This window comes from Thiohalobacter thiocyanaticus (assembly GCF_003932505.1).
GTDB classification, from domain to species: domain Bacteria; phylum Pseudomonadota; class Gammaproteobacteria; order Thiohalobacterales; family Thiohalobacteraceae; genus Thiohalobacter; species Thiohalobacter thiocyanaticus.
Genome location: NZ_QZMU01000001.1, coordinates 944,546 through 968,383, shown reverse-complemented (window position 1 = coordinate 968,383; position 23,838 = coordinate 944,546). Strand labels below are relative to the sequence as shown.

Sequence of the window (23,838 nt, the reverse complement as noted above, 5' to 3'; positions counted from 1 at the left end):
GCGAGGAACTCACGATGCATTTCAAACTGATCATCAGTCTGGTCGAGGACGACAAGACCGACGGCGTCATGGATGCCGCCCGCGAGGCCGGCGCGACGGGTGCCACCATCATCAGCAACGCCCGCGGCGAGGGGCTGAAGGAGGCCAAGACCTTCTTCGGCCTGAGTCTGGAGACTCAGCGCGATGTGCTGCTGTTCCTGGTCGAGGAGCACCTGAGCCGGCACATCCTGGAGAAGATCGCCGAAGTCGGCGAATTCGAGAGCAAGCCCGGCAAGGGCATCGCCTTTCAGGTCGACGTGGAGGATGCCGTCGGTGTCACCCAGCAGATCCGCAGTCTGAGCCCGGTAGTGGAGGATAAGCTATGAACCAGCAGCCGCTGATACAGGTACGCGAGGTCATGAAGCACGAATTCGACATGGTAGATGGCATGATGACCATTTCCGAGGCCCTGCAGAAGATGAAGCATGTCGAAACCAAGGCCCTGCTCGTGGATAAACGCCACGAGAACGACGAGTACGGCATGCTGCTGATCTCCGACATCGCCCGGCATGTGCTGGCCAGGGACCGCTCGCCGGACCGGGTCAATGTCTATGAGGTCATGGCCAAGCCGGTGGTCAGCGTGGATCCGGACATGGACATCCGTTACTGCGCGCGCCTGTTCGAACGTTTCGATCTGTCGCGGGCCCCGGTGATCGAGGCCGGCCGGGTGATCGGAATCGTCAGCTTCACAGATATGGTGTTGCGTGGCCTGTACCGGCAGGTGGAGTGAACGGCCGCTCCTACAGGGTATTCCAGAGCAGGAGATTGATCCCGGCGATGATCGCGCCGGCCGCCGCGCCGGCCAGCACGTCGCTGGGATAATGCAGCCCCAGCGCCGGCCGGGACAGGGCCACCAGGGCGGTGAAGGGCACCAGCAACGACCACAGCCCCGGGTAATGGGCCAGGGAGATCAGGGTGAAGGCCACGGCATGCAGGGTGTGGCCGGAGGGGAAGCTGTACTGATCCAGCGGCGCCATGACCCGCGTGATATCGGGGTTGTTGACATAGGGGCGCGGTCGCACCGTCCGGCCCTTGAGGGATTTGTATACCAGGACGCAGAGAATCCCGGTCAGGCTCAGGTGCAGACTGGCCAGCAGCCCCTGCCAGCCGGCAGCCAGCGGCAGAATCAGCATCAGTGTGTACCAGAACAGGCCGTCGCCCAGGCGGCTGCACAGGCGCAGCAGCGCGACCAGGGCGCGGTGGCGATGAATGCGGTTGCAGCGGATGCACAGCGAGGTGTCCAGCTGCAGCAGGCGTTCCATGGTGTCAGATGCGAGAGACATGGGCGGCAGGCTCCGGGAAGGCGTTTTCGCACAGAATGGATTCGAGCCGGTCGACGATCCGGTCCCAGCCGAGCCCGCGGGTGTGTTCGCGTGCGGCAAGACCCATGGCGATGAGTCCCCGGCGGTCGCGTGCGAGCTGCTCGGCCCGATTGACGAACTCGCCGGGGATCTGCCAGTTCACCCGCACGCCGTTGATGCCGTCACGGATGTGCATGGCCGCCGCGGCGTAGTCATAGGCGACCACCGCCAGCCCGCTGGCCATCGCCTCCAGTGTGACGTTGCCGAAGGTCTCGGTGCGGCTGGGAAACAGGAACAGATCCGCCGAGGCGAAGTGTTCGGCCAGCGCCCGGCCGGTACGCATGCCGCAGAAGATCAGATCCGGGTTCTCGCCGGCCAGGGTTGCGCGCAGCGGGCCGTCACCGACGACAATGAAACGCGCATCGGGGCGGCTGCGTTCGATCCGCCGGAAGGCCGCCAGGGCCTCGTGGATATTCTTCTCCGCCGCGATCCGGCCGACGTACAGCACGGCCAGATCCGTGTCCGCCAGACCCCATTGCCGACGCAATCCGGGACTGCGGTGCGCGGGGTTGAACAGCGCCGTGTCCACGCCGCGCGGCAGCACCCGCACCTGGCCGAAGCCGGCGGCGGTCAGTTCCTCGCACAGGACGGGGTTGGGCGCCAGGGTGCAGCGGCTGCGATGGTGGAAATGACGCAGATAGCGCTTGACCAGGGGCATCAGCAGTCCCATGTGATAGTGTCGGCTGTAGGTGTGAAAATTGGTATGAAAGCCGGAGACTACCGGGATCCCCAGCCTGCGGGCCGCGCGTAGCGCAGACCAGCCCAGCGGCCCCTCGGTGGCGATGTAGGCGATATCGGGCCGCAGTTGCCTCCAGGCCCGGTGGATCCGCCGTCCGGCGGGCATGCCGAGCTGCAGCTCCGGGTACAGGGGGATGTGCAGACCGCTCACCTGCAGCAGCGGCAACCTGTCCGTGTCGGGCGGTGCTTGCGCCTCGCTCCGGTGCCGGGGCCGGATCAGCTGCAATTGGTGGCCGCGTTGCTGCAGGCCGGCGACGAAACGTGACAGGGTCATGGCCACCCCGTTGACTTCCGGCGGCCAGGTTTCGGTGATGAAACTGATTGTCAGTTGCTGAACCAAAGGCGCGGTATCCCGGCAGTTCGCTGGGCATGAGTCTGGGGCGGCAATGTGACCCGGGCATGACGCTGGTATGAAATTTGAGTGATTTAAAATAATTGGTTCCGGCCGCTGGCCCGGACCTGGAAGTGGAGGGTTGTCATTTGACTGTAATATTCTTGCGCTCTAATGCCCGCAGATGTCACAAAACGGTCAGGTGAATGAGCCAGAGGATTCTCATCGTCGAAGACGAACCCGCCATCCGGGAGATGGTGGCCTTTGCCCTTGAGCGAGCCGGTTTCCAGTACACGGAAGCCGAGACCGCCGGTGCGGCCCAGGTCAGTATTGCCGATGAACAGCCGGATCTGATTCTGCTCGACTGGATGTTGCCGGATCTCAGCGGTGTCGATCTGGCACGGCGGATCAAGCAGGAGGAGCTCTCGGCCACCATCCCCATTATCATGCTGACTGCACGGGGCGAGGAGGAGGACAAAATCCGCGGGCTGGATGCCGGTGCCGACGACTATGTCACCAAGCCCTTCTCGCCGCGCGAGCTGGTGGCGCGCATCAAGGCGGTGCTTCGCCGCGCCCATGGCGAGGCAACGGATGAGCTGCTGGAGGTGGAGGGGCTGGTGCTGGACCCGGCCGGACACCGGGTCAGTGTCGGTGGCCAGGCCCTGGAGATGGGGCCGACTGAATTCAGGCTGCTGCATTTCTTCATGAGCCACCCGGAACGGGTGTTCAGCCGCAGCCGCTTGCTCGACAGTGTCTGGGGGCGTAACGTCTATGTCGAGGAGCGCACCGTGGATGTCCATATCCGCCGTCTGCGCAAGGCGCTGTCCGCGCACGGGCACGACCGGCTCATCCAGACGGTCCGCGGTGCCGGTTATCGATTCTCGACACGGGTATAGTACTCCGATATTGGGGGATTCATAGTCTGCGAACGGCGTAGGATGGGTGAGGCGAAGCGCAACCCATCGTCTCCCGGCCGCATGATGGGTTGCGGCGCACCGCGCCTTCACTCATCCTACCCGCACGCCACCGGTATCCGGTTCCGGCCTCGCAGTCTCTGTATCCGTAAATGTCATGTTGAAGGAGTGCTAATTGTTCAATCCCTGGATTGACGAGGCATGGCGGATTGGTGTCTTTGTTGCCGTCGCGCTTGTCATCGGCCTGATCATCGGACAGCCAGCCCTGCTGGTGCTGCTGGTCATACTCGGCTACCTGGGGTGGCAGCTGCGCAATCTGCGTCTGCTGCAACGCTGGCTCAAGGAGGGGAAGCGCTTCCATCCCCCGGAATCCGTCGGGGTGTGGGATGACGTCTTTCAGGAGATCTACCGTCTGCAGCAGCGTAACCGCAAACGCAAGCGCAAGCTGGGCAAGATGCTGAATCGTTTCCAGGAGGCCACCGAGGCCATGCCGGATGCCACCGTTGTGCTGACACCCGATGACGAGATCGAGTGGTGGAACCCCTCGGCCGGCGAGCTGCTGGGCCTGAGTTATCCGCGCGATACCGGCCAGCGCATCGGCAACCTTATCCGGCATCCCGGCTTCGCCGAGTATTTGCGCGGCGGCGAATTCGACGGTAGCGCCATCGATCTGCCTTCGCCTGCCGACGAACGGGTCAGTCTGTCGCTGCGCATCGTCCCCTACGGCAAGAACCAGCGCCTTCTCATCGCCCGCGACATCACTCGCATGCAGCGCCTGGAGCAGATGCGGCGCGACTTTGTCGCCAATGTCTCCCACGAGCTGCGCACCCCACTGACCGTAGTTGCCGGTTACCTGGAGGCGATGGAGGAGGAGTGCCGCGACCGGGACGAGGGAATGCGGCGCATGGTTGAGGCCATGCAGCAGCAGAGTGAACGCATGCGGCGCATCGTCGAGGATCTGCTGATGCTGGCCCGACTGGAGACCGAGAGGGTCAGCGACAGCCCCGAACCGGTCAGCGTGCCCAGTATGCTGGCGGCGATCTGCGAGGACGCCCGGCGCTTGAGTGGCGAGGAGGCGCACCGGATCGAACTCGAAGCCGAGGCCGGCCTGTGGCTGCAGGGCAACGACGGCGAGCTGCGCAGCCTGTTTTCCAATATCGTGTTCAACGCCGTGCGCTACACGCCCGGGGGAGGCGAGATCCGGGTGCGCTGGTTCGAGGACGAGCGCGGCGGCGTGTTCGAGGTTGCCGACAGCGGCATCGGCATCGCGCCGCATCACATCTCCCGTCTGACCGAGCGCTTCTACCGGGTCGATGTGGGCCGCTCCCGTTCCCGCGGCGGCACCGGACTGGGGCTGGCCATTGTCAAGCACGTATTGCTGCGCCATGGCGGCCGGCTGGAGATCGAAAGCGAACTCGGCGCCGGCAGCATTTTCCGGGCGATTCTGCCGACCAAGCGCCTGGCGCACGTGCAGCAGAATCAGATCAGTGACGATGTCGTGTAACAAATATGTAATACAGGCGTCACCTCCGTGTCATACCCGGGTCGCACAATCCCCTCCAGCATGACAAATGACAACCGCCATTCGTTCTTTCCAGAAACCGTAAGGAGTGACTCAATGCGCCCCATCAACAAGCTGATCACCGCCATGGGACTTGCCATGGCCATGGGCACGGCAACGGCCGCCGATCTCGATTCCGATCTGCAGGACTACGAAAAGTCCAGCGGTGTGTCGGGCAACCTGTCCAGCGTGGGTTCCGACACCCTGGCCAACCTGATGACCCTGTGGGCCGAGGAGTTCAAGCGCGTCTATCCCAACGTCAATATCCAGATTCAGGCCGCCGGTTCCTCCACCGCGCCCCCGGCGCTGACCGAGGGCACGTCCAACCTGGGGCCGATGAGCCGCAAGATGAAGGACAAGGAACTCGAGGCCTTCGAGCGCCGCTACGGCTACAAGCCGACCCCGATCCGGGTGGCCATCGACGCCCTGGCGGTGTTCGTGCACAAGGACAATCCGATCGAGGGGCTGAGCATCCCGCAGGTCGACGCCGTGTTTTCCTCCACTCGCCAGTGCGGCGCGGCCAATGATGTCAGTACCTGGGGTGATCTGGGGTTGACCGGTGCCTGGGCCAGCCGTCCGGTGCAGCTCTATGGCCGCAATTCGGTTTCCGGCACCTACGGCTACTTCAAGAAGGTTGCCCTGTGCAAGGGGGATTACAAGAACACGGTGAACGAACAGCCGGGCTCGGCCTCGGTGGTGCAGTCGGTGACCACTTCCGTTAACGGTATCGGCTATTCCGGTATCGGTTACAAGACCTCGGGTGTGCGAGCCCTGCCCATCGCCGCGAAGGACGGCGGCGAGTTCGTCGAGGCCACGGCGGACAATGCCATCGCCGGCAAGTATCCGCTGGCGCGCTTTCTCTACGTCTATGTCAACAAGCACCCGAACAAGCCGCTGCCGCCGCTGGAGCGCGAGTTCCTGAAGCTGGTCATGAGCAGGATCGGCCAGCAGGTGGTGGTCAAGGACGGGTATTACCCGCTGCCGGCGAAGGTGGCCGAGCAGGAGCTGGAAAAGCTCAAGTAAGCCGCGAACCGCCCGGGTCAGGGATGACAACAGCGGCCTCCGGAGACGGAGGCCGCTTTTTTTACGCCACGTTGATCATGTAGCGCAGGGCATAGAAATCGCTGTAATCGACATGGCGCAGCATCAGCCCCACGCCTTCGTCGCTGCCATGCACCACGTAGGCCGGCATCCGGTGTTCATGGTTGCGGGCCGGACCTTCCGTGACAAAGCTGATCTGCAGTTCCGCCTCCAGCGGCAGTTCCGCGCCGTGGGTGTGCACGAACATGCCTTCCAGGCTGATGTCCCGGGTGCGCCCCATGATGGTGCCCACCGGCGGATAGTACAGGGCGACATCCATTTCGATCGGTTTGCGTTCACTCCAGCGTTGTTCGATGGGCATGCTCCCTCCCGCTGTTGTCTGCTGGAAATCTGTCGATAAACGCATTGAAAGCAAATTAGGTGCCAACAATAATCGTTATTCTCCGTATCTATCCAAAATAACTCTAGCCGGTCTGGCCGCAAAGTCCATCGTTCCGGCCCGGTTCTGGCCTCCCTCGCTGCAATGACGGTATGATGCCGGCATCATCACCGTGACGGGACCAGGCATGCAGATCGACGCCGCAGAGAATCCCTCCGCGCCGGACGCCGAGGCCGCTACCATCGCCGCTGTCGACCTCGGTTCGAACAGCTTTCACATGATCGTCGCCAGCCAGGACAACGGCCAGGTCAAGGTCCTGGACCGGCTGCGTGAGCCGGTGCGGCTGGCCGCGGGGCTGACCCCGGAACACCGCCTGGGCGAGGAGGCGCGTGCCCGTGCCCTGGCCTGCCTGGAACGCTTCGGCCAGCGGCTGCGGGAATTTCCCTCCGGTGCGGTGCGGGCGGTGGGTACCAATACCCTGCGCCGCGCCAACCGCGACGGCGCCTTCCTGGAGCAGGCACGCGCCGCGCTCGGCCATCCCATCGAGATCATCTCCGGTGTCGAGGAGGCGCGCCTGATCTATCAGGGCGTCAGTCACAGCGTGGCCGCGGAGCCGGGTCGGCGGCTGGTCATGGACATCGGCGGGGGCAGCACCGAGCTGATCATCGGCGAGGGTTTTTCGCCCCTGTACATGGAAAGCCTGTACATGGGCTGCGTGTCAATGAGCCAGCGTTTCTTTCCCGATGGTGAAATCAGCAAGGAGGCCATGCGTCGCGCCGTGCTGGCCGCGCAGCTGGAATTCCGGCCGATGCAGGCGCGTATCCGCAATCTGGGCTGGCTGACCGAGACGGGTGCCTCGGGCACGATCAAGGCGGTCCGGGAGATCATCATCAATGAAGGCTGGTCGGAGCAGGGCATCACCTATCCGGCCCTGAAGCGGCTGCGCAAAGCGCTGCTCGCCGCCGGCCATGCCGATCGGCTGAAATTACAAGGGCTGTCCGAGGAACGCCGACCGGTGCTGGCCGGCGGTTTCGCCATTCTGTTCGCCGCCTTCGAGGTGCTGAAGATGAACCGCATGAACGTATCCACCGGTGCGCTGCGTGAGGGTCTGCTGTTCGATCTGCTGGGGCGCATGCGGCATGAGGATATCCGCGAGGCCACGGTCGCGGCGATGGCGCAGCGCTACCAGGTAGACACGGAACATGCCCTGCGGGTGGAGCGGCTGGCGCTGCAGTTCTTCGACCAGGTACAGGTCTGCTGGGGTCTGGATGAGCAGTGGCGGCAGTGGCTGCACTGGGCCGCCTGCCTGCACGAGGTGGGCCTGATCATTGCCCACAGCCAGTACCACAAGCACGGTGCCTACCTGATCCAGAATTCGGACATGGCCGGTTTCTCGCTGGGCGAGCAGGCCCGGCTCGCCAGCTGCGTGCGTGGCCACCGGCGCAAGCTCGGCAAGGAACTGTGGAAATCCCAGCCGCCGCAGGTCCTGTATATCACCCTGCTGCTGCGCCTGGCGGTGCTGTTGCAGCGGGGACGCTCGGATCAGCTGTCCAGGGAGCTTGAGTTGAGCTGCGCTCCGGACGGCATCTCCCTGCGTTTTCCCACCGGCTGGCTTGAGGCCCACCCCCTGACCCGGGCCGGGCTGGAAGAGGAGCGGGATTATCTGGCCGCGGCCGGTCTGCGGCTCGAATTTGCCTGACCGGCGACAGATCCGGTGGCTGGGGTGCGTGCCGGCCTCAGTGCCTGAACCGCCGCGCGATCCAGTAATCGAGACTCAGGTAGCGCCCGGCGCCCATGAAGAACAGCACCAGCAGCATGATGAAATAGGTGGCGGCGAATTCGATGCCGTTGTTCAGGATCACGAAGGAGCCCTGTTCGGTCAGCCAGGAATAATTGCCGTGTTCACGGAGTATCTCCCTGGCGGCGGACAGGCGCTCGGCCGCGGCCTGGGCGTCGGCACAGTTGAACAGACAGAACTTGGCGTCGGCGATTGCCTGCCAGCCGTGCTGCCAGTGCACCGTGACCATCGCCACGAGCATGGTGAACATCAGGGGCAGGGAGATCCAGCGCACGGCGAAGCCGGCCAGCAGCAGCAGGGCTCCCACCGTCTCGGTCAGGGCCGCCAGCCAGGCCATCAGCGCAGGCGCCGGCAACCCCAGGCCCCAGTCGGGGTTGCCGAACCAGGCGATGGTGTTTTCCATGTCGCCCAACTTGCTGGTGCCCGCCATCCAGAAGACCGGGGCGAGATACAGTCGCAGGGCCAGCGGCCCCAGAAAATCCAGCACACGGGTGCGGTCCAGAAGGTTTTGCAGGCCTTGCAGCATGTTCAGCATGGGGCTTCTCCTTGTTTATCGGCGAAAATGTTCGCCCAGTGACGGGTGTGGTTCCGTTTATATTGTACTGATCAGTCCATAATAAGGCGGGATCCGGTTGCCGGTGTCTCATGTCGGGTCAGTCGGGCAGAAGCCGCCGCGGCATCAGTCTGCGGACTCGCCCGGGTGGAACAGGATCTGCCGGTGCTGCCAGTCGGCCAGGATCCCGCGGCCACCGGCAATGACCACGCCCGGATCGGGATGGTCGAGTTCGGCGGTGATCGTCTCCAGTGCCTGGCGGGCGCTGTAGCCCGCCTCATCGGCATGTTCGAGCAGCAGCGCCAGCAACCGCGCGCTGACGGCGTTGAGTTCGATGAAGCGCACTGCCTCGTCCGGGTCGCGATACAGCAGCAGGTAGGTCGGCGCCGGCGGCGGCGCATCGGGTTGGTAGTCGGGACCGATCCGATGCACCGGGAAGCGGTAGTTGAACGGCCAGGCCAGCGGTGAGACCTGTAGCTGTGCATCGAGCAGCTCGGGCCCGGGTACGGGATCCGCTGCCGGGGTGTCCTCGTCGGCGACCGACAGGGCCAGTTCGGCCCATTCGTAATGGGCCAGTTCGTAGAGAAAGGGCGGGTCTTCCGCCCGGGCACCGCGGTCGTGCTCCAGGTAGGTGAGGAACTCGCGCGGGATGTCCAGGAAATAGGGCGAGTGACAGCGGTGCCGGACCAGGAAGTCCCGCATCATGGCCTGCCAGTGCGATTCCGGCAGCAGGCTGTGCAGTACCGGCAGGGTGTCGGCCAGGAAGCCGCTGATGTTGTTGAAGAACAGCTCGCGGTAGATCGCCATGCGACGCTCTTCCACATCGGAGGGTGCGGGCCGGTGCTCCGGATCGCGGATATGCGCGGCGAAGGCATACTGAGCAGCCTGGAAGTCGCGGGCCTCAGCCATGTTCGGCTCCGGCCTCGGTTACCGGCACCCGGGTGCCGCCATGCCTGTGTTGCAGTGCCAGGATGTGGTCCAGTTCCTCCAGCAGCTGCGGCAGCGGCGGGATGTTGAAATCGCGCTCCAGCAGGGTGGGGATGACGCCGAAACGGGCATAGGTCCGGTCCAGCAGGTCCCAGACCGGGTCGATGACATCGGCACCGTGGGTGTCCACGATGAGGTCCTCGGCCTCGTTGTAGTGGCCGGCGACATGGAGGTAGGCGATGCGCCGTGGATCGACCCGGTCCAGAAAGGCTTCGGGGTCATAGCCGTGGTTGACGCTGTTGACGTAGATATTGTTCACGTCCAGCAGCAGGTCGCAATCGGCCTCCTCCAGGACGGCGTTGATGAATTCGATCTCGCTCATCTCCTGTTGCGGAGCGGCATAGTAGGAAACGTTCTCCACCGCGATGCGGCGTTCCAGAATGTCCTGGGTGCGGCGGATACGCTGCGCCACGTGGCGGACGGCGGATTCGGTGAAGGGGATGGGCATCAGGTCATAGAGATGACCGTCGTCGCTGCAGTAGCTCAGGTGCTCGGTGCAGAAGCGGATCCCGTGCTCATCGAGAAAGCGCCTGACCTTGTGCACCAGGGCCTCATCCAGCGGTGCGGGGCCGCCGAGCGACAGCGACAGGCCGTGAGTGACGAAGGGATAGCGTTCGGTGAACTCGCGCAGCCGGCGTCCGAAACGTCCGCCCACGCCGATCCAGTTCTCCGGTGCCACTTCCATGAAGTGCACCTGCTCGGGAGGATGGTCCGCGAGCGGACCCATCAGGGTCCGCCGCAGTCCCAGTCCGGCGCCGTTGACAGGATAGGTTGCCGAACTCACGGGGCTAGCCTGTTACTTGCTGCCGCCGCACTTGCCTTCACCACACTTGCCCTCGGCCTTGTCCTTCTTGCCTTCACCGCACTTGCCCTCGGCCTTGCTCTTCTTGTCTTCGCCGCATTTGCCTTCACCGCACTTGCCTTCGGCTTTGTCCTTCTTGCCTTCACCGCACTTGCCTTCGCCGCACTTGCCTTCATGGGCGTCGGCCACTATGTAGCCGGAGGCCAGTTCGGCCTGCTGGAAGGGGTTCTCTGCTGCACTGACGCTGCCGGCGGCAAGGGATGCGGCGAAGGCGGTGCCGATGGCGAGCGCGAGGGGTTTGCTGTTGGACTGCTGTGACATGGTCGTACCTCCAGTTGTCTTGTTGTGCCGGCCGGTAAGGCCGATCGGATTATCAGTGCCGGCCGGGCCGGAACTGCATTGCATGTGACCCGCCATCGCGGTGAAAGGTTCCCCGGTTTCGGGCCACCTTCCCAGCAGACAGCCGCCGGCGGTCACAGTTCCCGTCAGGATGCCTGAATCTGGACCGATCAGTCCACCAGGGCCGGTTGAAACTGCCGAAGCGCCTGCTGCCGGCGCTTCGGCGGTGTCAACCGGCCTCTGGCTTGTGCCGGTACTCGCACAGGTCCCGGATCGGACAGTCCGGACACCGCGGCCGACGTGCAGTGCAGGTATAACGGCCGTGCAGGATCAGCCAGTGGTGGGCATTCTTCAGATAGGGTTCGGGTACGGCCCTGAGCAGCTTCTTCTCCACCTGCAGCACGGTCCTGCCGGGGGCGATGCCGGTGCGATTGGCGACCCGGAAGATGTGAGTATCGACCGCGATGGTCGGCTCGCCGAAGGCGGTGTTCAGGATCACGTTGGCGGTCTTGCGGCCCACCCCGGGCAGGGCCTCCAGCGCCTGGCGCTCGCGCGGCACCTTGCCGCCATGCCGTTCGACCAGGATGCGGCAGGTGGCGATGATGTTCTTTGCCTTACTGTTGTACAGGCCGATGGTCCTGATGTGCTGCTTCAGGCCCGCCTCGCCCAGTTCGAGCATGGCCTGCGGGGTGCGCACCCGGCGGAACAGAGCGGCCGTGGCCTGATTGACGCTGCGGTCGGTGGCCTGGGCGGAAAGGATCACGGCGATCAGCAGCTGGAAATGGTTGCCATAGCGCAGCTCGGTGGTTGGTTCGGGATTGGCTTCCTGCAGGCGTCTGAAGATGGCCTCGCGCTGCGTCTTGTTCATTTTCAACTCATTGATTTCAATGGCTTGGCTCCGAGTATTGTACCGGAGTCGGCCCGGATTGCGATGGCCGGGGAATGAATGCCGTCAATAAATCGTCTATTCAGGACCTGTTAACACTGCCGCAGGGATGGATCCCCGGGGCTGGTCCACACTATAAGACAACACGGCGGCATGGCCGGATGCCGGCCGGCTTCGCCCAATACCGGACCGGCAGTTTCGCGTGCCGGGATTGAACCTATGATGATCGAATCGGAATCCGTCCCCCAGCCGTTGTCAGCCCTGGCCGACAGCGCACTCGATCCGGCACTGGCGGCTGCGCACATCCAGACCTGGGACTGGGAACTGGACAGCAGCCGGATGCGCTGGTCCGGGGACGATGGCACGCGTCCCGCTCCCCCGCATTACCAGGCCTTCCTCAGCCGCATCCATCCGGCGGACCGCCAGCGGGTCGTGGACGAGATCGAGTCGGTGCTGGCGGGTGACAGCGCCACCCTGCATGTCGAGTATCGCAGCCTTCCCGAGACCGGGACGCCGCGCTGCTACCTGCTCGCCGGCAGCCTGATCCGCGACCGCCAGGGCCGGGTGGAGCGGATGGCCGGTCTCCGTCAGGACATTACGGAATATCATGACGCCATCGCCCGGTTGCGACGCAGCGAGCAGCGCCACAGCGAGGCCGAGGCCCTGGTGCACATGGGCAGCTGGGAACTGGATATCCGCACCGGCATGGCCGCCTGGTCCGAGGAGGAATACCGCTTGCTCGGTTATACGCCGGGCCGGGTTTCCGCAAGCTACCAGAAGTTCCTCGATGCCGTGCATCCCGAGGACCGCGCCGCCGTGGTGCTGGAGATCGAGCGTGCCCTGCAGGGGGACGTGAAACTGTACCGGGTCGAGCACCGGGTGCGGCTGGACGGCGGCGGGGAACGGCACGTGTTGCAGCAGGGACGGGTCGGCTTCGATGCCGATGGCCGGCCGGCCCGTCTGATCGGTACCACCCTGGACATCACCGACCGGGTGCTGGCGGAAAAGGCGTTGCAGGATTCCCACGCCCAGTGGGACCACATCATGGATTTCTTCCAGGACGCGGTCTATGTGGTGGACCTCGATGATCGCATCGTGCGTGCCAACCGTGCCTTCTACGAGCTGACCGGGCTGACCCCGGAGACGGCCCTGGGCCGCAGCATCATGGAGATCATGCATCCGCACGGTGAACCCGTGCCCTGTCCCGTGTGCCGTGCCCGTCAGGCGCGCGAGGACACGCTGGTCACAATGGAGGCCGATCATCCCGACAACCCGGTGGGACGTCCCATCGAAATCATGGTGCGTATGATTCGCGGCACGGACGCCAAGGTCGGGGCGATCCTGATGGCGCTGCGCGATCTGACCCGTACCCGCGAGACCGAGGACGAACTGCGCCGGCTGAACGCCCATATCCGGGTGTTGATGGAATCGGCCGGCGAGGGGATCTACGGCGTGAATCGGGAAGGGCAGTGCACCTTCATCAACAATGCCGCTCTGCGCATGCTCGGGCTGGAGCGTGAGCAGGTGATCGGTCACCCCATCCAGGACCTGATCCACTGCACCGGCGGTGATGCGCAGCCGGCATCCGCGTCGGAGTCCCTGGTGTTCAGCGTTATGACCAGTGGCCGCGGGGAACGCGCCGATGGCGAGCTGCTGCGGCGCAGTGACGGCGAGTGCTTCCCGGTGGAGTATTCGGCCTATCCGACCACCGAGAGCGATCGGGTCACCGGCGCCGTGGTGGTGTTCCGGGACGTGACCGAGGCACGGGAACTGAACCGCAGGATGGATTACCTGGCCACGCACGATGCCCTGACCGGTCTGGTCAACCGGCATGCCTTCGAGCAGCGCCTGCGCATGGCGCTGGATTCATCGCACCGCCACGGCAACGAGCATGTCCTGTGTTATCTGGATCTGGACCAGTTCAAGGTGGTCAACGACACCTGTGGCCATGTTGCCGGGGACGAGCTGCTGCGCCAGCTCAGCACCCTGCTGCACGATCGCATCCGCCACACCGACATGCTGGGCCGGCTCGGCGGCGACGAGTTCGGCGTGCTGCTGGAGAACTGCCAGGTCGAGGAGGCGCTGCGCATCGCCCAGGAGCTGGCGCGGACCGTGCAGGAGTTCCGCTTCATCTGGGAGAACAAGTCCTTCACTCTGGGCGTGAGTATCGGCGTGGCCGGTATCGACCGTTCCACCCGCGATGTGGGCAGCGCACTGGCCCAGGCCGATGCCGCCTGCTACATGGCCAAGGAGGCCGGGCGCAACCGTATTCACCTGTATCAGCGCGATGATGTGGAAATGGTCCAGCGTCACGGCGAGATGCAATGGGTCGCCCGCCTGCAGGAGGCCCTGGCCGAGGATCATTTCTGTCTGCGCTATCAACTCATTGAGCCGGCCGGCGGTGGTAACGGGGCGCTGCACTGCGAGATGCTGGTCTGCCTGTGCAACCGCGGTGCCGAGATGATTCCCCCGGGCGCCTTCCTGCCGGCCGCCGAGCGCTACAACCTGATGCCGGCCATCGACCGCTGGGTGGTGGGTGCCGTGCTGGACTGGCTGCAGGCCAGTCCCGGTGAGCTGTCGCGGCTGGCACTGTGCTCGATCAACCTGTCCGGTACCTCGCTCAGTGATGAGGACTTCCACGGCTTTCTCATCCGGCGTATCCGGGAAAGCGGCCTGCCCGCGGACAAGCTCTGTTTCGAAATCACCGAAACCGCCGCCGTGACCAACCTGAGCGCGGCCATCCGTCTGATCCGGGAGCTGAAGAAGCTGGGCTGCCGCTTCGCGCTGGACGATTTCGGCAGCGGCATGTCCTCGTTCGGGTATTTGAAGGAGCTGCCGGTGGACTACCTCAAGATCGACGGCGCCTTCGTCAAGGATATTCTCAGCGATCCGGTCGACCGGGCGATGGTCACCGCCATCCGCGATATCGGCCACGTCATGGGGATCGGTACCATCGCCGAATTCGTCGAAAGCGATGCCATCCGCGAGGTGCTGCAGGAGATCGGCGTGGATTATGTCCAGGGCTACGGTATCGCCCGCCCCCGGTTGCTGCCGGCGCCCGGCGAGCCGCTCTCGCCCGCCTGAAGCCTCAGGCTGGGGCGGTTTCGCCCGCCGCGGCACGCACCGGGCGACGGGCGCGGCGCTGGTCGATCAGGTTCTTGACCGCGATGATCAGCCCCAGGCCGATGAAGGCCCCGGGGGGCAGCACCGCCAGCAGAAAACCGCGGTAGTCATCGATCAGGGTCAGGGACCAGTTCGCCGCCAGCTCGCCGAACATCAGGTGCGACTGGGCGAACAGGGTGCCCTTGCCGATGATCTCGCGCAGCGCGCCCAGCGTGACCAGCACGGCGGTGAAACCCAGTCCCATGGCCAGACCGTCGGTGAAGGCCGCGCGCAGCCGGTTCTTGGAGGCGAAGGCCTCGGCCCGGCCGATGATGGAGCAGTTGGTGACGATCAGAGGGATGAAGATTCCCAGGATCAGATACAGCTCGTGAAACCAGGCGTTCATGCTGATCTCGATGACCGTCACCGTCGAGGCGATCACCAGCACGAACACCGGGATGCGGACCTCGGGGCGGACCAGCTTGCGAATGGCGGAGACCACCGAGTTGGAGATGATCAGGGTCAGGGTGGTGGCGATGCCCAGGCCCAGGCCGTTGATGAAGGTGGTGGTCACGGCCAGCAGCGGGCACAGCCCCAGCAGCTGCACCAGCGCCGGGTTGTTGTTCCACAGGCCGTTGCGGGCGATCTCGGGGTAGCTGGTCTCACTCATCGTGTGTCTCCTCGTCCGCCTGTGCCCCGTCCGGCGCCGGCCGGGCGAGAATCTCCTCCTGGTGTTCGTCGAAGTACAGCAGCGTCTTTCTGATGGCGTTGACCACGGCCCGCGGGGTGATGGTGGCGCCGGTGAACTGGTCGAAGACACCGCCGTCGCGCCTGACCCGCCAGCGCTGCACCGGCGGGTCGCCCAGGCTGCGGCCGGCGAAACCCTCGATCCAGTCGGAGCGGCCGGCCTCGATGGCATCGCCCAGCCCCGGCGTTTCCCGGTGTGAGAGCACCCGTACACCGGTGACGATGCCATTGACATCGATGCCGACCAGCAGCCGGATGCTCCCATTGTAGCCGTCCGGTGCCACGCTGGTGAACACCGCCGCCACGGGGGTCTCCTGCATGTAGGCGCGGTAGACGGTCACCGGCCTGCCCGCGCCGAGCCCGGGGTCGCTGATCTCGATCCTGTCCTCGAGCAGGTTATTGTCGTAGCGCTCGGGGCTGATGACCTGGTTGAGCTGACGGCGCAGTACCTGGCGTTCATTGCGCTCGATCTGCTCCCGGCTCTGTTCGTAGGTCACGGCCACCATGCTGGTGCCGATCGCGGCGAAGGCGAACAGCAGCACGCCGGTGAACAGGATGTGGCGGTAGTCGCTCATTCCCCGCCCTGTCCGTAGACCCGGGGCTGGGTGTAGTAGTCGATGGTCGGCACGGCCATGTTCATCAGCAGCACGGCGAAGGCCACGCCGTCGGGATAACCGCCCCAGGCGCGGATGATGTAGACCAGGATCCCGATGCCGATGCCATAGACCAGCCGTCCGCGCGGCGTGGTGCTGGCCGAGACCGGGTCGGTGGCGATGAAGAAGGCCCCCAGCATGGCCGCGCCACTGAACAGGTGAAACAGTGGCGAGGCATAGGTGTCGCTGTCGGCGGCGTAGAACAGCAGTGCCATGACGAACAGCCCGCCGAGAAACCCCGCCGGGATCTGCCACTGGATGGTGCCGCGATACAGCAGCCAGCCGCCACCCAGCAGGAAGCCGAGATTGACCCATTCCCAGCCGTAGCCGCCGAGGCTGCCGAACCGCGGCCCGGCCTGGATCTCGGTCAGCGTCAGGCCCAGTCCCAGCTGGGTCTTGATGGTGTCCAGCGGCGTGGCCATGCTGATGGCGTCGATGCCGGTTCCCGCCGGCAGGGTGCCGAGCAGTGACCAGGCCAGGGTCTGCACCAGCGACAGCCGGGCATCGGCCAGTTCCTGGGGCGGGGCCCACAGGGTCATCTCGCGCGGGAAGGAGATCAGCAGCACCACATACCCGACCATGGCCGGGTTGAAGGGGTTGTAGCCCAGTCCGCCATAGAGCTGCTTGGCAATGACAATGGCGAACAGAGCGCCCAGTACCGGGATCCACCAGGGCGCGAAGGGTGGCAGGGCCAGGGCCAGCAGCAGTCCGGTCAGGGCTGCACTGCCGTCGCCCAGGGTGACCCGTACCGGACGCCGGCGCATCCGCAGCATGGCGGCCTCGGCGCCGATGCAGGTGCTCACCGCCAGCACCAGGTTGACCAGCACACCCCAGCCGAAGAACCACCAGGCCAGGATCAGGCCCGGCAGGGCGGCCAGCATGACACCGCGCATCAGCCGGCCGACGTGGTTCGTGCCGGACAGGTGCGGGGAGCTGTAGGTGCGGAATTCCATGCTTTCAGTCGCTCTTTTCCGGGCTGTCGGCACCGGTCTGCTTTCTGGCCCTGGCCCGTTCCAGCGCCGCCTGGATGGCGGCCTGTTTGCTGTTGTCGTCGCCTTCGCGCACGGCCTGTTTCTTGCGCTTGAGGCGTTCGGCGCGTTCGCGTTTTTCCCGTTCCAGACGTTCCTGCCGGGATTCATGACGCTGGCGGGCGATATCGGCCTTGATGCGGTCGCGTTCCTGGGCCCAGATCTCGGTCTTGGCAAAGCGGTAGTACTGTACCAGCGGCAGCCGGCTGGGACACACATAGGCGCAGCAGCCGCATTCGATGCAGTCGAACAGGTTGTAGTCCTGCGCCTTGTCGAAATCCCTGGCGTGGGCGAACCAGTACAGCTGCTGCGGCAGCAGCTGCGCGGGGCACACGCGTACGCATTCGCCGCAGCGGATGCAGGGACGCGGCGGTTCCGGTGGCGGCAGCTCCTCGCGCGTGGTGGCCAGCAGGCAGTTGGTGGTCTTGGTCACCGGCAGGGCATCGCTGGTCAGGGCAAAGCCCATCATGGGTCCGCCCATGAGCATGCGGTCCACGCCCGGGGTATAGCCGCCGCAGGCCTCGATCAGGTGCCGCATGGGGGTGCCGATGCGCACCTCCAGGTTGGCCGGTGCCTCCACCCCGGTGCCGGTGACGGTGACGATGCGCGATATCAGCGGCTCGTTGCGGTGAATGGCGTGGTAGACCGCCGCCACCGTGGCCGGGTTCTGGCAGACGATGCCGATGTCAGCCGGCAGGCCCTGGCTGGGCACCTCGCGCCCGGTCAGGATCCGGATCAGCTGCTTCTCGCCCCCGGACGGATACAGGGTGGGGATGGCCTGGACGCGGATGTCGCCCAGCCGGTGGTCGGCCGCCACGGTCTGCTCCAGGGCGGCGATCGCCTCGGGTTTGTTGTCCTCCACCCCGATCACGCAGGTCCCGACCTGCAGGGCGTGCATGAGGATGTGGATGCCTTCGATGACCTCCTGCGGGCGCTCGCGCATCAGCATGTCGTCACAGCTGATGTAGGGCTCGCACTCGGCGCCGTTGATAAGCAGAAGATCGACCGGCTTGTGCGGGCCCGGGTTCATCTTGATGAAGGTGGGAAAGCCGGCCCCGCCCAGCCCGACGATGCCGGCACGGCGAATGCGGTTGCGCAGTTCGCTCGGATCCAGGCTGCGGTAGTCGCCGTGCGGTGTGCCGGCGACCGGCGTGTCGTCGCCGTCGCTGTCGATCACGATGGCCGGCGCACTCAGTCCGGAGGGGTGAGGCACGGGATAGTCGCCGATGTCGGTTACCCGGCCCGAGGTGGAGGCATGCACCGGCACGCTGACATAACCCTCGGCGCGGGCGATCAGCTGGCCCTTCCTGACCTGGTCGCCGATCGCCACCACCGGTCGGGCCGGTTCGCCGATGTGCTGCTGCAGCGGCAGGATCAATCGCGGCGGCACCGGCAGCGTGCGCAGCGGCGTGGCGGTGGCGGCCGCCTTGCACTCGGGCAGTTTCAGCCCGCCGTGGAAATGGTGCAGGCGGGACAGGTCCAGCCGCTCATGGTCGCCGGCATGATCAGCCACTGGCAGTGCTCCGGTCGGCGATGTCGATGCGCCGCTCGTCCGGCGACGGCCACCGCCACTGATTGATGTCTTCCGGTACCGGGACCATGTCGATGCAGTCCACCGGACAGGGCTCGATGCACAGCTCGCAGCCGGTGCATTCCTCCTCGATCACGGTATGCATATGCTTGGCCGCGCCCAGGATGGCATCGACCGGGCAGGCCTGGATGCACAGGGTGCAGCCGATGCATATCTGTTCGTCGATCACGGCCACCATCCTGCCCTTGTGCTCGCCGTGCTCCTCCTCATTCAGGGGGACGAAATCGCGCCCCAGCAGGTCGGCCAGCGCCCGGATGCCGGCCTCGCCGCCGGGCGGGCACTGGTTGATCTCGGCCTCGCCGGCGGCGATGGCCTCGGCGTAGGGCCGGCAGCCGGCGTAGCCGCACTGGCCGCACTGGGTCTGGGGCAGGATGGCATTGATCTGGTCGACCACCGGATCGGATTCCACCTTGAAGCGGATGGCGGCATAGCCCAGCAGCAGGCCGAACACGGCGGCCAGCAGCCCCAGGGCGAGTACGGCACCGAGCACGCCCGTCACTTGACCAGCCCCGTGAAGCCCATGAAGGCCAGCGACATCAGCCCGGCCGTGATGAGCGCAATGGACGCGCCCTGGAAGGGTGTCGGCACGTCGGCCACGGCCACCCGCTCGCGGATGGCGGCAAACAGCACCAGCACCAGGGAAAAGCCCACCGCGGCGCCGAAGCCGTAGACCGCCGATTCCAGGAAGCCGTGCTGCTCCTGCACGTTGAGCAGGGCCACGCCCAGCACCGCGCAGTTGGTGGTGATCAGCGGCAGGAAGATACCCAGCACCTGATAGAGCAGCGGGCTGGTCTTGTGCACCACCATTTCGGTGAACTGCACCACCACGGCGATGACCAGGATGAAGGTGATGGTGCGCAGATACTCCAGACCCAGCGGGGCCAGCAGGTATTCATTGGCCAGATAGCTGCAGATCGAGGACAGGGTCAGCACAAAGGTGGTGGCCAGGCCCATGCCGGTGGCCGTCTCCAGTTTGCGCGACACGCCCATGAAGGGGCACAGTCCGAGAAACTTCACCAGGACGAAGTTGTTCACCAGGACGGTGCTGATCAGGATCAGGAGGTATTCGGTCATGGCCTACAGGTTAATGGCTGCCGCGGGCGGATAACAGTCACGGTGGTTGCGGACTTTGGTTCCAAGAGACCCTGACTATTGGTCATTGCGCGGCGCGAAGCGCCGCGGCAATCTCTAAGCGGCTGATTCTTCATTACGAGATTGCTTCGCTACGCTCGCAATGACGGGAACGCCGGAACTGATAAAACCGCAGTGACTCAAAGGTATCACCAGATACCATTATACCGAGCCTGCCCGCCGGGCGTGGCGGGGCGCACTGACCCAGATCAATCACTTCACCTTCATGCCCGGCTGTGCGCCGCTGTCCGGATTCAGGATGAACAGCTCACTGCCGCCGGGTCCGGCCGCCAGCACCATCCCCTCGGAGACGCCGAAGCGCATCCTGCGCGGGGCCAGATTGGCCACCATTACCGTCAGCCGGCCCTCCAGGTCCGCCGGGGCGTAGGCCGACTTGATGCCGGCGAACACGGTCCGGGACTCGCCACCCAGGTCCAGGGTCAGCCGCAGCAGCTTGTCGGCGCCCTCGACGGACTCGGCCCGGGCGATGCGCGCCACGCGCAGATCCACTCTGGCGAAATCGTCGAAGCCGATCTCCGGGGCGATGGGGTCCTTCACCAGCGGACTGTCGGCCGGCGGGACGGGCTGTTTTGCGGGCTCGGCGGCCATATCCTGTTTCGACTGTTCGAGCATGGCTTCCACCTCTTTCGGTTCGATACGGGTCATCAGGTGCTTGAAGGCGTTGACGCGGGTCGGTATCTGTTCCAGGTCGTCCCAGCGCAGGTCGCGCTCCAGCCCGAACAGCTCGCGGGCCACGCGGGCGGCGGTCACCGGCAGCACCGGGGCGAGATAGATGGACAGGATGTAGAAGGCGTGCAGGGTGCGCGAGCAGACCCGCTGCAGCTCGGCGCGCCTGCCCTCGTCCCTGGCCAGGATCCAGGGCTTTTCCGCATCGAAGTACTCGTTGACCTCGTCGGCGATCTGCATGATCCGGCGCATGACCTCGCTGTATCGGCGGTTCTCGTAGGCCTCGGCGATCAGGAACTCGCCGCCCTTGACGCCCTCCCAGTAGGCCTCATCGCCGAACTCGGCGGCCGGGGCGAACCGGCCGTCGAAGTGTTTGGTCAGGAAGCCGGCCGCGCGGCTGGCGATGTTGACGTACTTGCCCACCAGGTCCGAGTTCACCCGCTGGATGAAGTCCTCCAGGTTGAGATCGATGTCGTCGATGCCATCGGAAAGCTTGGCGGCGAAGTAGTAGCGCAGTGCCTCCGGGTTGAGGTGATCGAGATAGGTGCGCGCCTTGATGAAGGTGCCGCGGGACTTGGACATCTTGGACCCGTTGACGGTGAGAAAGCCGTGGCAGAACACCTTGGTCGGCTTGCGCAGCCCGGCGCCCTCCAGCATGGCGGGCCAGAACAGGGTGTGGAAGTAGGCGATGTCCTTGCCGATGAAGTGATACAGCTCGGTCTCCGAATCCTTCTGCCACCAGTCCTCGAAGTCCAGCCCGGCCCTGTCGCACAGCTGCTTGAAGCTGGCCATGTAGCCGATGGGCGCATCCATCCAGACATAGAAGAACTTGTCCGGCGCGCCGGGGATCTCGAAGCCGAAATAGGGGGCGTCGCGGGAGATCTCCCAGTCCTTCAGCCCGCCCTCGAACCACTCGTTGAGCTTGGCGGCGATGGGCGGCTGCAGCTGGCCGCCGTGGGTCCAGGCCCGCAGCGACTGCTCGAAGTGACCGAGATCGAAGAAGTACTGCTCGGTGTCCTTCAGCACCGGGGTGGCGCCGGACAGGGCGGAGACCGGGTTCTTCACCTCGGAGGGTTCATAGGTCGCCCCGCAGACCTCGCAGGAATCCCCGTACTGGTCCTCGGCGCCGCAGCGCGGACAGGTGCCCTTGATGAAACGGTCCGGCAGGAACATCTGTTCCTGCGGGTCATAGGGGCGCTGGATGGTGCGGGTATGGATATGGCCGGCGTCGCGGTTGGCGAGGTAGATCCGGCTGGCGAGCGCGCGGTTCTCCGCCGAGTGGGTGCTGCCGTAGTTGTCGAATTCGATGGCGAAGCCGGTGAAATCGGCCTGGTGTTCCTGTGCGACCCGGGCGATGAGTGCCTCAGGGGAGATGCCCTCGGCCCGGGCCCGCAGCATGATGGGGGTGCCGTGGGCATCGTCGGCGCAGACGTACCAGCACTGGTGGCCGCGCAGCTTCTGGAAGCGGACCCAGATGTCGGTCTGGATGTACTCGACCAGGTGCCCCAGATGGATCGGCCCGTTGGCGTAGGGCAGGGCGCTGGTGACCAGGATTCGGCGCGGGTTCTCTGACATGGGTTCCTCTTGGTCCGGCAGGGCCGGTGCGGCCCGTCCGGAGGGGGCGCGCACCGGCCCAAAACCTTGTGCATTCTGGGTTATAGCGCGAGCGAGGGCGAATTATGACATATTACCGACCCTCGTAACCGCCTCGGGCCGGCCGGGTCTGGCATGTTGCCCGAATCCGGTGGACGCCGGGGTTTTTCGAGACAGGCCGCCGGCAGGTTAGGTACAATAAGCGGCTGGAATTTTTCGGGGTGGCCCGGGCTCCTGGCGGGCCGGCCACCTGAATCCAAAAGCATTTGGAGGTTGAACGGACATGGCTGAGGTATCCCAAGCGCAGATCGAGACCGCGCTGAAAGACTACGTCGATCCCTACATGGAAAAGGATCTGGTCAGCGCGAAGTGCATCAGGAATATCGCCGTTGACGGGGGCAAGGTCACCATCGACGTGGTGCTGGGCTTCCCGGCCAGTGGGTACGAGGACGAGCTCAAGGCCAAGCTGGCCGAGCTGGCCGGCAAGGTCGAGGGCGTGAGCGATGTCGCCGTGAACATCTCCACCAACATCGTCTCCCATGCCGTGCAGAAGGGCGTGGAGCCGATCCAGGGCATCAAGAACATCATTGCCGTGGCCTCCGGCAAGGGCGGCGTGGGCAAGTCCACCACCGCGGTCAACCTGGCCCTGGCGCTGGCCGCCGAGGGCGCCAAGGTGGGCGTGCTGGACGCCGACATCTACGGCCCCAGCATGCCGCGCATGCTGGGCGTGCATGGCCAGCCGGAATCCAAGGACGGCAAGACCCTCGAGCCCGTGGTCGCCCACGGCGTCCAGGCCATGTCCATCGGCTTCCTGGTCGATGAAGAGACCCCGATGATCTGGCGCGGCCCCATGGTCACCCAGGCGCTGCAGCAGCTGCTGAACGACACCAACTGGGCCGAGCTGGACTACCTGGTCATCGACCTGCCGCCGGGTACCGGCGACACCCAGCTCACCCTGGCCCAGCAGGTGCCGGTCTCGGGCGCGGTCATCGTCACCACCCCGCAGGACATCGCCCTGCTGGACGCCCGCAAGGGTTTGAAGATGTTCCAGAAGGTCGAGGTGCCGGTGCTGGGCATCGTGGAGAACATGAGCACTCACATCTGCAGCAACTGCGGCCACGAAGAGCACATCTTCGGCGAGGGCGGCGGCCAGCGCATGTCGGAGCAGTACGACGTCGATCTGCTCGGCGCCCTGCCGCTGGACATCCGCATCCGCGAGGAGACCGACAGCGGCAAGCCCACCGTGGTGGCCGAGCCGGAGGCGCGCATCTCCCAGATCTACCGTGACATCGCCCGCCGCACCGCGGCCCGGTTGTCCACCCAGGGCAAGAACTACGCGGCCAAGTTCCCGAAGATCGTCATCCAGAACAACTGATTGGCGGGAAGGGCATCACAAAACCGGCCCCGGAGGGTATACTCTGGGGCCGGTTTTTTGTGTGCGGGCGGTTTGTGGCCCTCAAGGATTCACCACAAAGGACGCGAAGAAAAACCGCTTTAAACCGCAAAGGCGACGAAGGCGCGCGAAGGGTCGTGAGTTTAGGAGACCGTTCTGAGTCAATCCCTCTGCCAGAGGAAGG

General features: G+C 65.1%; 23 protein-coding genes. 8 read left to right on the top strand and 15 right to left on the bottom strand.

Features of this window, described 5'->3' with window-relative positions:
* Window positions 1-14 precede the first annotated feature (14 nt).
* Together D6C00_RS04550 and D6C00_RS04545 are read left to right on the top strand one after the other, a co-directional pair.
* A complete protein-coding gene (locus D6C00_RS04550; protein WP_125180505.1) occupies window positions 15-365 on the top strand; it encodes a P-II family nitrogen regulator in 351 nt (116 codons plus the stop codon).
* Window positions 362-769 (top strand): CBS domain-containing protein, encoded by a 408-nt coding sequence (locus D6C00_RS04545; RefSeq protein WP_125180504.1) that lies wholly within the window; start codon window positions 362-364, stop codon window positions 767-769. Before D6C00_RS04550 ends, D6C00_RS04545 begins: the two co-directional genes overlap by 4 nt.
* 10 nt (window positions 770-779) lie before the next feature.
* Here the strand turns inward: D6C00_RS04545 and D6C00_RS04540 are convergent, their stop codons facing one another.
* A complete protein-coding gene (locus D6C00_RS04540) occupies window positions 780-1,322 on the bottom strand; it encodes a phosphatase PAP2 family protein (protein ID WP_125180503.1) in 543 nt (180 codons plus the stop codon).
* A complete protein-coding gene (locus D6C00_RS04535; RefSeq protein ID WP_241546795.1) occupies window positions 1,306-2,478 on the bottom strand; it encodes a glycosyltransferase family 4 protein in 1,173 nt (390 codons plus the stop codon). Before D6C00_RS04535 ends, D6C00_RS04540 begins: the two co-directional genes overlap by 17 nt.
* Window positions 2,479-2,675: 197 nt before the next feature.
* Between D6C00_RS04535 and phoB the strand changes: the two genes are divergently transcribed.
* The 3 genes from phoB (at window position 2,676) to D6C00_RS04520 (ending at window position 5,967) form a co-directional block, all read left to right on the top strand.
* A complete protein-coding gene (gene phoB / locus D6C00_RS04530) occupies window positions 2,676-3,365 on the top strand; it encodes a phosphate regulon transcriptional regulator PhoB (RefSeq protein ID WP_125180502.1) in 690 nt (229 codons plus the stop codon).
* A gap of 193 nt (window positions 3,366-3,558) precedes the next feature.
* Entirely contained in the window at window positions 3,559-4,887 is a 1,329-nt protein-coding gene (gene phoR / locus D6C00_RS04525; protein ID WP_177433200.1) for a phosphate regulon sensor histidine kinase PhoR, read from the top strand.
* A gap of 114 nt (window positions 4,888-5,001) precedes the next feature.
* Window positions 5,002-5,967 (top strand): PstS family phosphate ABC transporter substrate-binding protein, encoded by a 966-nt coding sequence (locus tag D6C00_RS04520; protein WP_125180501.1) that lies wholly within the window; start codon window positions 5,002-5,004, stop codon window positions 5,965-5,967.
* A 61-nt stretch (window positions 5,968-6,028) separates the two neighbouring features.
* Here the strand turns inward: D6C00_RS04520 and D6C00_RS04515 are convergent, their stop codons facing one another.
* Window positions 6,029-6,346 (bottom strand): PilZ domain-containing protein, encoded by a 318-nt coding sequence (locus D6C00_RS04515; RefSeq protein WP_158675287.1) that lies wholly within the window; start codon window positions 6,344-6,346, stop codon window positions 6,029-6,031.
* 205 nt (window positions 6,347-6,551) lie between these two features.
* Here D6C00_RS04515 and ppx point away from each other — a divergent pair, with 205 nt between their 5' ends.
* Window positions 6,552-8,063 carry an exopolyphosphatase gene (gene ppx / locus D6C00_RS04510; RefSeq protein ID WP_125180499.1) on the top strand — a complete coding sequence of 504 codons (1,512 nt, stop codon included), beginning with the start codon at window positions 6,552-6,554 and terminating at the stop codon, window positions 8,061-8,063.
* 37 nt (window positions 8,064-8,100) lie between these two features.
* On the opposite strand, the gene D6C00_RS04505 is transcribed toward ppx, so the two are convergent.
* From D6C00_RS04505 to nth, 5 genes are all read right to left on the bottom strand, one after another.
* Entirely contained in the window at window positions 8,101-8,697 is a 597-nt protein-coding gene (locus D6C00_RS04505) for an HvfX family Cu-binding RiPP maturation protein (protein ID WP_125180498.1), read from the bottom strand.
* A gap of 144 nt (window positions 8,698-8,841) precedes the next feature.
* A complete protein-coding gene (locus D6C00_RS04500) occupies window positions 8,842-9,624 on the bottom strand; it encodes an HvfC family RiPP maturation protein (RefSeq protein ID WP_125180497.1) in 783 nt (260 codons plus the stop codon).
* Window positions 9,617-10,486 carry an HvfB family MNIO-type RiPP peptide maturase gene (locus D6C00_RS04495; protein WP_125180496.1) on the bottom strand — a complete coding sequence of 290 codons (870 nt, stop codon included), beginning with the start codon at window positions 10,484-10,486 and terminating at the stop codon, window positions 9,617-9,619. Before D6C00_RS04495 ends, D6C00_RS04500 begins: the two co-directional genes overlap by 8 nt.
* A 12-nt stretch (window positions 10,487-10,498) precedes the next feature.
* Window positions 10,499-10,825: an HvfA family oxazolone/thioamide-modified RiPP metallophore gene (locus tag D6C00_RS04490; protein ID WP_125180495.1), complete on the bottom strand. Its 327-nt coding sequence runs from the start codon at window positions 10,823-10,825 to the stop codon at window positions 10,499-10,501.
* Between the two features lie 247 nt (window positions 10,826-11,072).
* Window positions 11,073-11,711, bottom strand: coding sequence for an endonuclease III (nth, locus tag D6C00_RS04485; RefSeq protein ID WP_125180494.1), 639 nt, complete (start codon window positions 11,709-11,711; stop codon window positions 11,073-11,075).
* 237 nt (window positions 11,712-11,948) lie between these two features.
* Here nth and D6C00_RS04480 point away from each other — a divergent pair, with 237 nt between their 5' ends.
* Window positions 11,949-14,813, top strand: coding sequence for an EAL domain-containing protein (locus tag D6C00_RS04480; protein ID WP_158675286.1), 2,865 nt, complete (start codon window positions 11,949-11,951; stop codon window positions 14,811-14,813).
* Window positions 14,814-14,817: 4 nt separating this feature from the next.
* On the opposite strand, the gene D6C00_RS04475 is transcribed toward D6C00_RS04480, so the two are convergent.
* The 7 genes from D6C00_RS04475 to metG all read right to left on the bottom strand — a co-directional run bounded on the left by D6C00_RS04475 (window position 14,818) and on the right by metG (window position 22,243).
* The gene (locus D6C00_RS04475; RefSeq protein ID WP_125180492.1) at window positions 14,818-15,501 is read right to left on the bottom strand and encodes an electron transport complex subunit E; all 684 of its coding nucleotides are present in this window, start codon (window positions 15,499-15,501) and stop codon (window positions 14,818-14,820) included.
* A complete protein-coding gene (rsxG, locus tag D6C00_RS04470; RefSeq protein ID WP_177433199.1) occupies window positions 15,494-16,153 on the bottom strand; it encodes an electron transport complex subunit RsxG in 660 nt (219 codons plus the stop codon). The genes D6C00_RS04475 and rsxG overlap by 8 nt, the downstream gene beginning before the upstream one ends.
* The gene (gene rsxD / locus D6C00_RS04465; RefSeq protein ID WP_125180491.1) at window positions 16,150-17,184 is read right to left on the bottom strand and encodes an electron transport complex subunit RsxD; all 1,035 of its coding nucleotides are present in this window, start codon (window positions 17,182-17,184) and stop codon (window positions 16,150-16,152) included. The genes rsxG and rsxD overlap by 4 nt, the downstream gene beginning before the upstream one ends.
* Before the next feature lie 4 nt (window positions 17,185-17,188).
* Window positions 17,189-18,772, bottom strand: coding sequence for an electron transport complex subunit RsxC (gene rsxC / locus D6C00_RS04460; protein WP_241546794.1), 1,584 nt, complete (start codon window positions 18,770-18,772; stop codon window positions 17,189-17,191).
* Window positions 18,765-19,340 carry an electron transport complex subunit RsxB gene (gene rsxB / locus D6C00_RS04455; protein ID WP_125180490.1) on the bottom strand — a complete coding sequence of 192 codons (576 nt, stop codon included), beginning with the start codon at window positions 19,338-19,340 and terminating at the stop codon, window positions 18,765-18,767. The genes rsxC and rsxB overlap by 8 nt, the downstream gene beginning before the upstream one ends.
* Window positions 19,341-19,345: 5 nt before the next feature.
* Entirely contained in the window at window positions 19,346-19,924 is a 579-nt protein-coding gene (gene rsxA / locus D6C00_RS04450) for an electron transport complex subunit RsxA (RefSeq protein ID WP_125180489.1), read from the bottom strand.
* A gap of 270 nt (window positions 19,925-20,194) precedes the next feature.
* Window positions 20,195-22,243, bottom strand: a complete 2,049-nt coding sequence (gene metG / locus D6C00_RS04445) for a methionine--tRNA ligase (RefSeq protein ID WP_125180488.1) — start codon at window positions 22,241-22,243, stop codon at window positions 20,195-20,197.
* A gap of 301 nt (window positions 22,244-22,544) precedes the next feature.
* Between metG and apbC the strand changes: the two genes are divergently transcribed.
* Window positions 22,545-23,636, top strand: a complete 1,092-nt coding sequence (apbC, locus tag D6C00_RS04440; protein ID WP_125180487.1) for an iron-sulfur cluster carrier protein ApbC — start codon at window positions 22,545-22,547, stop codon at window positions 23,634-23,636.
* The last annotated feature ends 202 nt before the right edge of the window (window positions 23,637-23,838 follow it).

Coding starts and splice junctions, on each gene's coding strand:
- D6C00_RS04550 (WP_125180505.1), top strand. CDS start 15: ATGCATTTCAAACTGATCATCAGTCTGGTCGAGGACGACAAGACCGAC.
- D6C00_RS04545 (WP_125180504.1), top strand. CDS start 362: ATGAACCAGCAGCCGCTGATACAGGTACGCGAGGTCATGAAGCACGAA.
- D6C00_RS04540 (WP_125180503.1), bottom strand. CDS start 1,322: ATGTCTCTCGCATCTGACACCATGGAACGCCTGCTGCAGCTGGACACC.
- phoB (WP_125180502.1), top strand. CDS start 2,676: ATGAGCCAGAGGATTCTCATCGTCGAAGACGAACCCGCCATCCGGGAG.
- D6C00_RS04520 (WP_125180501.1), top strand. CDS start 5,002: ATGCGCCCCATCAACAAGCTGATCACCGCCATGGGACTTGCCATGGCC.
- D6C00_RS04515 (WP_158675287.1), bottom strand. CDS start 6,346: ATGCCCATCGAACAACGCTGGAGTGAACGCAAACCGATCGAAATGGAT.
- ppx (WP_125180499.1), top strand. CDS start 6,552: ATGCAGATCGACGCCGCAGAGAATCCCTCCGCGCCGGACGCCGAGGCC.
- D6C00_RS04505 (WP_125180498.1), bottom strand. CDS start 8,697: ATGCTGAACATGCTGCAAGGCCTGCAAAACCTTCTGGACCGCACCCGT.
- D6C00_RS04500 (WP_125180497.1), bottom strand. CDS start 9,624: ATGGCTGAGGCCCGCGACTTCCAGGCTGCTCAGTATGCCTTCGCCGCG.
- D6C00_RS04490 (WP_125180495.1), bottom strand. CDS start 10,825: ATGTCACAGCAGTCCAACAGCAAACCCCTCGCGCTCGCCATCGGCACC.
- nth (WP_125180494.1), bottom strand. CDS start 11,711: ATGAACAAGACGCAGCGCGAGGCCATCTTCAGACGCCTGCAGGAAGCC.
- D6C00_RS04480 (WP_158675286.1), top strand. CDS start 11,949: ATGATGATCGAATCGGAATCCGTCCCCCAGCCGTTGTCAGCCCTGGCC.
- D6C00_RS04475 (WP_125180492.1), bottom strand. CDS start 15,501: ATGAGTGAGACCAGCTACCCCGAGATCGCCCGCAACGGCCTGTGGAAC.
- rsxG (WP_177433199.1), bottom strand. CDS start 16,153: ATGAGCGACTACCGCCACATCCTGTTCACCGGCGTGCTGCTGTTCGCC.
- rsxD (WP_125180491.1), bottom strand. CDS start 17,184: ATGGAATTCCGCACCTACAGCTCCCCGCACCTGTCCGGCACGAACCAC.
- rsxA (WP_125180489.1), bottom strand. CDS start 19,924: ATGACCGAATACCTCCTGATCCTGATCAGCACCGTCCTGGTGAACAAC.
- metG (WP_125180488.1), bottom strand. CDS start 22,243: ATGTCAGAGAACCCGCGCCGAATCCTGGTCACCAGCGCCCTGCCCTAC.
- apbC (WP_125180487.1), top strand. CDS start 22,545: ATGGCTGAGGTATCCCAAGCGCAGATCGAGACCGCGCTGAAAGACTAC.